The organism is Yersinia rohdei ATCC 43380, assembly GCF_000173775.1.
In the GTDB taxonomy this organism is placed as follows: domain Bacteria; phylum Pseudomonadota; class Gammaproteobacteria; order Enterobacterales; family Enterobacteriaceae; genus Yersinia; species Yersinia rohdei.
Genome location: NZ_ACCD01000060.1, coordinates 1 through 8,652 on the forward strand (window position 1 = coordinate 1; position 8,652 = coordinate 8,652).

The following is an 8,652-nucleotide window of genomic DNA, read 5'->3' on the forward strand; positions in this document are numbered from 1 at the left end:
GCTCTATTCTCAAGTGCTCAGCCGAATGTTGTAAGCTAACAACCTATTGCGCGTGATGAAAATGGCATAATATGACTATTCCTCTGAATTGGAGGTTTTATGCTCAAGAAAATTTTAAACAGCAAGCTAGCAGGCTATATCGTAGGAATACTGATTGCGATTGGTCTTGGCGAAAGCTTTATCGCTACTCGCGAAGAGGCTGAAAAATTCGCTAAATAATTCTGTAATCAAGTTTAAGGCTCACTTCGGTGGGCCTTTTTTATTACCTTAATTTAGCTCCCGTCAAAACAGTCAATCACTGAAAACACCCTCATATCTCCGAATGACTACGGCGGGGGCTAATTCCCTACACACCAGCACCCGGCCAATGCCGGGGATACCTACTAAGGAATAAATATGGCAAAGCTCACCGACAAAAAAGAGCAAGTGGATTGGCCGCGCGCTGCTCAATCTATGCGCGCATGGCATAAAGACCTTATGTCAAACATGATTAATGAAAAGTTCATTGAATTGTATGTTGGTAAGTTCACCCCGTCAGAGTCGAAAGAAGGTGAGCGTTTAAGGAAGTGATATGGCTAGGCCAACTAAGTATCAGAAGGCGTATGCCGAGCAGGCTCGCAAACTGTGCTTGCTTGGGTATACGGATAAAGAGTTAGTAGACTTTTTCGAAGTAAACGAAGCCACAATTAACCGATGGAAAAAAGACCACAAAGAGTTTTGCGAGTCCATAAAAAAGGGAAAGGACATTTCTGACGGGAATGTGGTTGATAGTTTGTACCAGAGGGTAATGGGATTCGTTGCTCCTGATCTCGATATCCGAGTTATCAACGACAAAATAGTCAAGACAGAAATCACTAAGCATTACCCGTCTGACACCGCCGCCGTCATATTCTGGCTCAAAAATCGACAGAAAAAAACTTGGCGCGACAAAATCGACCATGGAATTGAAGGTTCTGACGGCGGCCCAGTTCAGGTTGTTAACTTCACACCTGCTGATTATGCGGCTGCCTCTAATGGAGCATATTCGTGATAACCCATCGAAGGAAGTTTACGAAGATGATTTCTTCAGTATTCGCTACTGTCAGAAGGGAACTGTGCGTCTAACGTTCAAGCACCCGGAACTCTGTTCGAAAGGATGAATAACATCATCGCAAAGTACTATCCAGAGATGTTGGCAACACGTTAACTGTATAATCACGCTTACTCGTAAATATATTAAAAAGCAATAAATCTAATTATAAACAACTTGTTATCACTTAAACTCTAAGGGACTAAATGACTGAGAAATTGATTCACCGATTCATCATCATCCTCTTTTGTTGCTTATTAAGTATTTTTTTAACCGCTTGCACTAGCTTAGTTTCAGGGGCGCGTCGTATACCTGTCAAAGTGACAGATTCTGAGGATATCAAAAAGATCACAGGCATTGTCAATAATGCACCATTAATCACACACCCTATTGGGGATCGTCCGGTTAAAATTTATAAGATAGCCTTTGATGGTACTCTTAATGATAGAACTAGGGTTCCATCTGGGGAGCGGGAGACATTAGTTGCCCGAATAGCTGAGCTTATAAAGGCGGATGAGTATTATCCCGGTGCGGGAATGCAAGATGGCAATACTAATTACTGGGATGCGAGTTCTGGCGACAGTAGCGTCAGAATTGCGACAGAGGCGAAGGATAAATTCTTTACGCAGGTGCAACTATGGCTGAATGAAAATCCTGACACGGATATTCGTGTTTTTGTCACTGGGTTTAGCCGAGGTGCGGCGACAGCAAGGCATTTTATTAATATAGTCAGTTCCCAATGGGATACTCATTTTAATTCTCAGTCGGGACAATTTGTTGCGAAGTCCCCTAGATTCTATGCATTGCTTTACGACACAGTCGCAACGGGTCAACAGGAGAAACTTGTTCTCTCTATACCCAAATCGGTTGATTATCTTGTCCACTTTGTTGCAACAGATGAAGCCAGAAATCGATTTTTCACCCCAACGGTAGATATTGATCAGACACCATTACCATTAGGTACACAGTTTTCTCCTATAAAACGAATTAATACTATCTATTTGCCAGGGGCTCACTCTGATATAGGCGCTTCTTACTCCAATGGTATTGGTGATTCATATATAACATTAACTGAGCAATTTTTATTCATGATGGGCTTGGTCCAGACAAACTGTTGGGAGACCTATAATGATCCTTTGCTAGCAGGAAAGCATGACTCCAGAGGAATACTAGATGTGATATTTGGTAGCCAGAATCCTAGTACTGTCATGGCTGTTAACCGCTCTTCAATTATTAAGGAGGCGATACCACTGGCAATCGAAGAACGTAAGGATATTGCTCACCGTCTAGATGATATGTGGATTGCTAATTCGACGCGCATGTCTGTAATGGATGTATCTCGTACAGAAATGTTACTACCAAGTTTCACGCTACAAAAATCAGCAGCGGGAATTGTACTTATCAGCACATCAAATATTGTTAAGCCTGAGTCATTAAAATTATCACCCGAAGGTGATGCTACACGACTCCGTTATAGATTAACTATGGGGAAAATTGAAAATAGTTTACTTCTCAAATCGCAAGTTACCAGACATATAAAACCCGAAGGATCTAAGGTTGCCTTCAGCATTTTGGATACACCACCAGAAAGTTACATGGCAACATGGGTAGATAATCAACTTGTTGAATTAACTCTTGTAACAATTAGCTCAGAAGCTATTTATGAAGCTCCACTTCAACGTTGTGTTAAACAGTTGGATGGTACATTCCGTTCTCCTATTAGTACTATGGTTGTTGGCTCCAACTAGAAAGCTTCGTGCTGGCAGGATTAACTAGAATGGAGGGGATAGGAGGATATGGGCACAATGCCGTTAGTGGTATTAGGTGCTTGCGCAGCAAATTTATTAAAGCGTCATTGTTGCTAGTATTTTGTACGGATTTTCGTTTGTGGGTATTAAGTGCGAGTATAAGCTCTAAGTGTTAAAAATAAATAACATTAAAATCAGTAGGTTGATTGATATATGCGAGTCCAGCCTTCTTTCCGGGTGTTTTCTGAACAAGGTTGCAGGGGACGTTGTTCGCGCCCGGGAAGCAGAGCCAGAAGGCGACAAGTACCAAGATTGACGATCAACGTGCCATACCGGTGGCCACTATGTCATGCCCATTAGTCGATCCCAACATGCGGGCTCCCTGTCGGTTGCGATTCGAGGAGCATAAACCACTCTACGAAAAAGAGTATCTGCGCTGAACTGGATCCTTGTGACAACTGCAGCCTGTCTTACACTTGGAACTAAAATGGGTCTATTTACAAATGGATTTCTATGGATAGCATTAATAATGCTAAACGAGTTTTAGATGAAAACTCCAAAGTGCTTTATGGCATCTTTGGTGTCATTAGCGGTTCTGGCTATTTTCCACCTTTACCCTTTCTGAATGAATTTTTCCTGGTTGGCAATGACCCATGTGATCAAGATGGTAGGATGGCTCGTTGGCGTCCATTCACGCTTACGTTCTCTGAATATGAAGTGGTAAAGGCATGGTGGCTTGAATCCCGCCCAAATACAGTTGAGTCTCAACTTGGTTGCGAATGCTGGGGCGATTGGGTTCAAGAGCTCCTGGAGCTGTAAGGCACCCAAATTATCACTTCGCGTTCTACGGGCATCCGTTGCGCGGTTCAACTCAATGGTTAGGTCTATGTGTAATTGTAAAAAACTTCCAACTTGTGTGGCTGAAATCGAATATCTGGATCGGGGCTTCCAGTTTTTTGGGGTCTTAATCCATAATCACTACTTCGAAACACCGGATAGTGAGCATTTCGAGCCACAGCTTGATTACTCACAATTCATGTATCACTGCATGGAGTGCGGCCAGAAATGGTACATTGAATGTGCACCAGAGCAGACGCCTTATCCAGAATTTGCTTTAAAGGTTAATGAGTTAGTGCGGCCACCTTCAGTGAACGAGCTACAGGCTGCCAAACAGTATCTTTGTATACTTGCACATGGTGGGTTTGGTTCAGATAAATGTAGGATGGCAGAATGTCAGAATCATAAGCTTCTAGGGCGCGAATTATGCCATCTGCATATTCTATTTCCGTAGTGGTGGAGTAAGTATCCCTGCTTTAGTTCCACGCATTTTTTGAGATTTCCAGTTTCTCAGCCATCAGCCCATATTCTTTCGGCATCAGGTTATTCAGGGATTCATGAGGCCGCTCACTGTTATATTCATTCAGCCAACGCTCCGTTATTTCCCGTGCTTCATTCAGTGTTCTGAACAGATAAATTCCAGCATCACACCATGGTTTCAGCCCATTGCGCCAGAGCCTGTGATATCAGTTCCGGCCCATTATCCATCCGCATCTTCAGTGGATATCCACGGTTTGCTACTATTCTGTCCAGTACCCGGACGACTCGCTGCGCCGGGATATTCAGGTCAATCTCGATGGCTAAAGCCTCGCGGTTAAAATCATCCACGACGTTGAAGGTTCGGAAACGTCGACCGCACACCAGCGCGTCGTGCATAAAATCAATCGACCAACTCTGATTGAGAGCTTCTGGCATTGCCGCTTTCGCTGCCTGCACATCACTGAGGGCAGCCAGGCGGCCATTGCTTTCTTAGCGGGCCTCTTTGGCGGTGGTGACGGCAGTATTCAGGGCGCTACCCATTGTGCTGGACAGCGCCAGTGTCAGAGATCGTTTTTAATTAGTCGAACATGCTGGAGGGACAGATCTCACTTACTTTCCAATCTACTATCTTAGCATTTGGATCCAGATCTCTTACCGATACACTATCTCCTGAGAATTCTGAACCAGTAACGACGATATCGTAATCATGATTTGGTTGAGGAATGAATGTATAAGTGTCAGATCGCTGAGTATTTTGATAGTAGCCATTTTCCACCCAGTAATGGATTACTCTCACTAGTTGCCCTGGCTTGATAGTAAATTCATTTATGAAAGCTCCCTTATTATAAGATGAGTCTGGCATTCCTATTTTTTTATTTCCCGTGACAGGGATCCCCATAACAGCCAGACCAGACGTAATTCGGCGCTCTAAAACTTTTTTATAGCAACCACTCGTCTGTTTTTCAAAAAATTGCAGAGCTGTATTGCCATCTGATGCAGCGCGAATTCGTGCTGAATCTGAACCTTTATAGTCTTCTAGCGAAGGCCTAAAACCTGCTGTACATCCACTCATTAACGTTACCATAACCCCAGAAATAACCAGTTTCGCGTACATTTACTCATCTCCTTTCGAGTTTTTTATTAGTTCCACTTCGATCTTATTGGCAAGATTTAGATGGTTATTCTCCACAACAATATTTACCTACTGAAAACGACAGGTACTCTTTTAGATAATAGAAAATATGGTATCCAGACCACTACTCCAATAATACTACTCACTAATGTACGAATGTCTATTTTGGTTGGCGTTGCTTCATAATAAAGCGCTGGAAAGACAACAACAATTAATGCATAAAACAATCCAAAAATATAATAAATAATCATTGTTTTTCCTGTTTCCATCTTGCGTCGAAAGAAAAAATATGCTGCAGAAAGTGTAATGGCGATATTTATAATTAAAACCGATAATAAACACACTCCGTAAATTGTTACTTCTCCTGAGTAATTATAAGTGCTAATGAATAATGGAAAAACAATATATAAACTCAGAAAACCACCGAGTGTATTGCTTATAATTCCTAAAGCGGGGAGGTACAAAATGCCATTTATTTTTCCAGCCTCCTTATCTTCACAGTGAGTACATAAACCAGACGATTTATTTTCTTCTTCTAATCTGCATGTATTACATAACATATTAAAACCCTTTTATATTACTATTTTTCGTAAAAAAATCAACGGTAAATACGATGTGTAACCAATATGATAAATAGAAACCCAGCCAACCATAAAATTATGAAGCGAGGTTGTGATTTTAAATTAAAAAAAAGCTCTTTTACAAAAAATAATGCCTTTTTTTCTTTCATAATCCACATCGAAAAAAACGACAGTGGATGAAAAAAAGGATAACACCTAAAAACCAATCTATATCCATCAGAATATCATTAGTGTCAATTTCTTGTTTGTAATTAAATGCCGATCCAAATATAAAAATAAAAAAGGCTGATAGCGCGGCAGCATTTGGTTTCTTACCTGAGCAAAAAAATATATAGTCAAAAAATAAAAAAAATCGCGCCCAAATCTAACTCCACCTAATTCCTTATATATAAAAACAGCAAATAAAATCGTAAAGGCAAGCATAGACAACGCCAAAAGAGATTCAATCATTATTGAATAAAAATCATGACGATAAACCTCATTTGTTGAAGTGCCATTTACATCAACTTTTTGATTTCAGTTGCGCTCAACCCCCCGGATAATATTGACGACAGGTGGGTAACGCTGGGTGTCGAGAAACAACTGTGGCCCCTGCGTCACACTGTGTCGAACGGCCTCATCCTGCGAGTCATAAAAGAACTCAGTCGGTGCGTGGTCGTCATTTTCTGGTGGTACAGAGACCAGAAATCGCTTTGGGTAAGCTCTGTGGGGAATGCATGTGGCTGCCGGGGAAATACTCGGCTTACCGGTTTTGCTGGTTTTTCGTTTTCGCGGGGATTTATTGCGCGCCATGAGAATGAATACCTGAGGAAATTATTATGCAGCAGAGTATAAAACGGTGCGCAGGTGCTGAACACCCCCGAAGCTGCGCAGCGGCGACGCTCATGCAGTAGGTGTGCTACTGTTCAACTTTTAGGATCAGTTCACAGGGAACGAGGTGCTTAGTATTCAGAATGATATATAACTTCATATTGACTACCTAGTTCATCTTGTAAATGCTGTGCAATCTCACACCCATCCGTTATAAATTTTTCTTCTTCCTCTTTATCCTTAAATCCTGAGGATGCGGGATCATCCATATTGAGTATTGCATCATACCTTTTAGCCCAGCTATAGATTCTATCTTTAAGATTGGATGATATTGGAAGATCTTCCGGCGAGATGTCACCAAAATCATCAGGAGTAGTACCCCATAACGGATAACACTCGTAATCAGCCATTAATTTAATTTTTTTCACTTCACTTCACCTCGTAAATTCGCACCGACAACATAGCCATTACTGCCCACAGTAATAGCTATGTTATATTTTCTCCCATTTATAGTAGTTTCATATATTGGCCGACCAGAGCCAGCACCTTGATAACCGACAATTTTGTCATCAGCAACTGCCTTCATAATGACATTGGGTATTTGAGACTCAGAGACTCCGATCTGTGTGAACTGACTACCATGTTCTTTAATGATATGTTGTAAACCAGAGGTTGGGCTACCTGTTTCAAGGAAAATTATCTTTCCATCAGAGTTCTTAGTAACTTGGACAATATTCTGTGGGGAGTATTTTATTCCTTGGGAAGACATCTCATTCAATAGGGATGCCGTCGTATTAGCTTCTTTTCCTAATGAACTCAACTTGTTAGCCGCAGGTACGCCAATAAGCGGTGTAATAGATGCCAGAATGATATCCATTCCCTGTTTAGTTTCTGTGTACGCTTTCGCTGTTTGGTAATCAACTTTCGCTGTAATCATGAAGTAGTTGATCATCGCATCCTTCACCTGCTGCTGATTCTGCGCATCAACACTGGTGATATTCAGCAGGTTCACTATCTGGCCGTAAGCATCCGGGTACATCTGACTGACTTTGTTGTTGTACTCCCCGGTTTCATACCCTCCCTTAGCCACAATAACTTCCAATCTTGCACTCGCACAGGCAACACTGCCCGCGCCACCATTCCCGCAAGCCTCGATGACCTTCTTGTCACGACTAATATCCAGTTCCATCAGTTCGTTAACTTTCTGTTGGGCCTGTTCGCGTTCCACTGGGTCTTTACTGTTCTGGAGTTTCTGCTTCGCCAGCTCAAGTTCAGTCTTCTCGCTGACACTCAGGAAGTTATTCTCCACCGCATTCTTCCCTGTTTGCGCACCTGCAACCGTATCCGCGGTACTGTCACCGGTCAAACCACCGGCCAGCCCTGCGGCCAGAGTGGCCAACGCACTGACCGTCTGCTTCTGGTCTTCCGAGAGATTGTTCTTATCCCAACCCATCGCTGCGATAATCACCGGTGCCATCAGTTCTGCCGTCGCCGCACCCGCTGCACCCGCCAGCGCATTGTTGCCACTGGCATAGGCGGTGACGGCACCCAGCACGGCGTGGGCCATGGCGTTGGCCGCCTGATTATCTCCGGTACTTTTCTTAATCACTTCCGCCAGATACGGCGCTGAGGCTCCCGCCAGTGCCTGCGCCATATTACCGCCAGCCAGCCCCTGTATCGCTGCCGTTGCCGCCTGAATCCCCTGTTGCAGGGCACTGCCGGTGCCATAAGGCGCCATGGCGGTATTGCGTATCTGGGTGGTCAGTTGTTCTTCCGTTGGCGTCAGGATACCTTTTTGGGCCAGCGCCTCTTTCGCCGCTTGAATAGCGGCCGGGTCTTTCAGCGCTTTTTCTTCCGCTATTTTGCCCTGTGTGCGTACGATATCACTGACCTGACCGCCTATCTCACCAATGAGCTGGGCTTCTTTCAGGCGGTTCTGCTCCTTCTCTTTATCAAAGATAGGAGCGATGCTGCCATTGGCATTGTCAGTATCAC

Annotated in this window: 9 protein-coding genes and 3 pseudogenes; 5 read left to right on the forward strand and 7 right to left on the reverse strand. The window is 43.3% G+C overall.

Annotated features, from left to right (window positions below; genetic code table 11):
• Nucleotides 1-396 precede the first annotated feature (396 nt).
• The 4 genes and pseudogenes from YROHD0001_RS20620 (at nucleotide 397) to YROHD0001_RS00250 (ending at nucleotide 2,817) form a co-directional block, all read left to right on the forward strand.
• The gene (locus YROHD0001_RS20620) at nucleotides 397-570 is read left to right on the forward strand and encodes a hypothetical protein (RefSeq protein ID WP_004716897.1); all 174 of its coding nucleotides are present in this window, start codon (nucleotides 397-399) and stop codon (nucleotides 568-570) included.
• A gap of 1 nt (nucleotide 571) precedes the next feature.
• Nucleotides 572-1,030: a hypothetical protein gene (locus YROHD0001_RS0119005; RefSeq protein WP_032818524.1), complete on the forward strand. Its 459-nt coding sequence runs from the start codon at nucleotides 572-574 to the stop codon at nucleotides 1,028-1,030.
• A pseudogene (locus YROHD0001_RS20790) lies at nucleotides 1,011-1,186 on the forward strand (DUF4942 domain-containing protein); the annotation flags it as partial. The gene YROHD0001_RS0119005 and the pseudogene YROHD0001_RS20790, both read left to right, overlap by 20 nt.
• An 89-nt stretch (nucleotides 1,187-1,275) precedes the next feature.
• Nucleotides 1,276-2,817: a DUF2235 domain-containing protein gene (locus YROHD0001_RS00250; RefSeq protein WP_004716899.1), complete on the forward strand. Its 1,542-nt coding sequence runs from the start codon at nucleotides 1,276-1,278 to the stop codon at nucleotides 2,815-2,817.
• Between the two features lie 231 nt (nucleotides 2,818-3,048).
• Here YROHD0001_RS00250 and YROHD0001_RS20995 read toward each other — a convergent pair.
• Nucleotides 3,049-3,258 (reverse strand): annotated as a pseudogene (locus YROHD0001_RS20995) (ISL3 family transposase); the annotation flags it as partial.
• A 72-nt stretch (nucleotides 3,259-3,330) separates the two neighbouring features.
• Between YROHD0001_RS20995 and YROHD0001_RS0119010 the strand changes: the two are divergent.
• Nucleotides 3,331-3,636 carry a hypothetical protein gene (locus tag YROHD0001_RS0119010; protein WP_032818525.1) on the forward strand — a complete coding sequence of 102 codons (306 nt, stop codon included), beginning with the start codon at nucleotides 3,331-3,333 and terminating at the stop codon, nucleotides 3,634-3,636.
• Between the two features lie 494 nt (nucleotides 3,637-4,130).
• Here the strand turns inward: YROHD0001_RS0119010 and YROHD0001_RS19405 are convergent.
• The 6 genes and pseudogenes from YROHD0001_RS19405 to YROHD0001_RS20865 all read right to left on the reverse strand — a co-directional run.
• Nucleotides 4,131-4,572 (reverse strand): annotated as a pseudogene (locus YROHD0001_RS19405) (DDE-type integrase/transposase/recombinase); the annotation flags it as partial.
• Between the two features lie 139 nt (nucleotides 4,573-4,711).
• A complete protein-coding gene (locus YROHD0001_RS0119020; protein WP_032818529.1) occupies nucleotides 4,712-5,248 on the reverse strand; it encodes a hypothetical protein in 537 nt (178 codons plus the stop codon).
• Between the two features lie 83 nt (nucleotides 5,249-5,331).
• On the reverse strand, nucleotides 5,332-5,826 hold the full coding sequence (locus YROHD0001_RS0119025) for a DUF2569 domain-containing protein (RefSeq protein ID WP_032818531.1): 495 nt from the start codon (nucleotides 5,824-5,826) through the stop codon (nucleotides 5,332-5,334).
• A 537-nt stretch (nucleotides 5,827-6,363) separates the two neighbouring features.
• Complete coding sequence (locus YROHD0001_RS0119035; RefSeq protein WP_032818532.1) at nucleotides 6,364-6,639, reverse strand: hypothetical protein; 276 nt, start codon at nucleotides 6,637-6,639, stop codon at nucleotides 6,364-6,366.
• A 149-nt stretch (nucleotides 6,640-6,788) separates the two neighbouring features.
• Entirely contained in the window at nucleotides 6,789-7,085 is a 297-nt protein-coding gene (locus tag YROHD0001_RS0119040) for a hypothetical protein (protein WP_050413258.1), read from the reverse strand.
• Nucleotides 7,082-8,652: VENN motif pre-toxin domain-containing protein (locus YROHD0001_RS20865; RefSeq protein ID WP_282645158.1), on the reverse strand; the 1,571-nt coding region annotated here is incomplete at its 5' end. The genes YROHD0001_RS20865 and YROHD0001_RS0119040, both read right to left, overlap by 4 nt.

Coding starts and splice junctions, on each gene's coding strand:
- YROHD0001_RS20620 (WP_004716897.1), top strand. CDS start 397: ATGGCAAAGCTCACCGACAAAAAAGAGCAAGTGGATTGGCCGCGCGCT.
- YROHD0001_RS0119005 (WP_032818524.1), top strand. CDS start 572: ATGGCTAGGCCAACTAAGTATCAGAAGGCGTATGCCGAGCAGGCTCGC.
- YROHD0001_RS00250 (WP_004716899.1), top strand. CDS start 1,276: ATGACTGAGAAATTGATTCACCGATTCATCATCATCCTCTTTTGTTGC.
- YROHD0001_RS0119010 (WP_032818525.1), top strand. CDS start 3,331: ATGGATAGCATTAATAATGCTAAACGAGTTTTAGATGAAAACTCCAAA.
- YROHD0001_RS0119020 (WP_032818529.1), bottom strand. CDS start 5,248: ATGTACGCGAAACTGGTTATTTCTGGGGTTATGGTAACGTTAATGAGT.
- YROHD0001_RS0119025 (WP_032818531.1), bottom strand. CDS start 5,826: ATGTTATGTAATACATGCAGATTAGAAGAAGAAAATAAATCGTCTGGT.
- YROHD0001_RS0119035 (WP_032818532.1), bottom strand. CDS start 6,639: ATGGCGCGCAATAAATCCCCGCGAAAACGAAAAACCAGCAAAACCGGT.